General features: G+C 48.2%; 1 protein-coding gene. It reads left to right on the plus strand.

What is annotated here, in order from left to right:
* Nucleotides 1-35 precede the first annotated feature (35 nt).
* Nucleotides 36-1,241, plus strand: a 1,206-nt coding sequence (locus tag J7438_RS25610; protein ID WP_209278866.1) for a hypothetical protein, incomplete at its 3' end; no start/stop codon positions are given.

The following is a 1,241-nucleotide window of genomic DNA, read 5'->3' on the forward strand; positions in this document are numbered from 1 at the left end:
GGTGTGAACTCCCGGGCTTTTCAACACTGAACAAAATGGCTATCAGTGCCCGACATAAGTTCAACAGCAACCTCTACTTAAGCTATTGGCAGAAGCTTTCAGCGAAAGGTAAAAAGCAGCTAACCGAATTGCTGGAACAGGAATCCTGGGATCGACTTAAGCCCATCAATAGAAAAGTGAGTCGCAATAGTGCTTCCGTGCTTCTCAATCAACTGCAATGGTACCAGGATATTCGGAAAAACCTTCCTGTCCTGCCGGAAATGACACCTGAAAAGTGCCGGGCATTGGAGCTTGAAGCTTGCGCCCAGAACCGATCAGATATGGAAAGCATAAAACCGGAGAAACAGGCTTTACTGCTTGCTTTGCTGTTGCGCTACCGGCACGCCCAGGTACTCGATGACATTGCCAGTATTTTTTTGAAATTGCTTCGGAGCATTCATAACAGGGCACAGACCAAACTGCAGGAGTGGCAGAAAGGCAAGACGAAGCAACAGGAAAAGCTCATTGCCCAGCTAAAAGCGGTCAGTCAGGCTTACCAGCAGGAAAGCACAAGCCCAGACCCTACTCTTGAATCCATTGGCCAAGCCCTGAAAAACAAACCTCAGGAAGTCATCAAAGCTTGCAGTGAACTGCTGGAATACTCTGATGGCAACTACCTGCCTTTCACCGTTCCTTCTTACAGATACCATCGAGCCAGCCTGCTTACCGCAATGTCGTTATTCACTTTGAGGACGGCCTGTAATGACTATCGACTGATACAGGCATGGCATTTTGTCAACAAGCACCAGAAGTCACGCAAAACCTGGCTGGATATGAGTGATACACAAATCAGTTGGGACTGGATACCGGCCAGAAAGTGGTGGAGGCTGGTTACCGGCACCGATAAAAAGACAAAACAAGTCGTAAAGGTACACCGGCTTTATCTGGAGCTATGCCTCCTGACTCTTGTTGCTGAAGGCCTGCAATGTGCAGATCTTTTTATTGAAAACAGTACCGAATTCAGTGACCAGCGTCTGCAGCTCATCAGTGATGATGAGTACCGGGACGGCGTGGCTGACTACTGTGATATGGTCGGTTTCCCTACTGATAAAGTCGCCTTCTGTCAGGATCTGAGACAGCGCCTGAAAGCTGTATGTCAAAAAACGGATATGGCTTTTCCAAGTAATACTCAGGCAAAGATAAAGGGTGGCGAACTGGTCATCTCTCCTATTCGTGCCGAAGAGAAACCCGCTGAACTGGAG

The sequence above is a fragment of the Thalassotalea sp. G20_0 genome, from assembly GCF_017744175.1.
Classification (GTDB): domain Bacteria; phylum Pseudomonadota; class Gammaproteobacteria; order Pseudomonadales; family Endozoicomonadaceae; genus Endozoicomonas.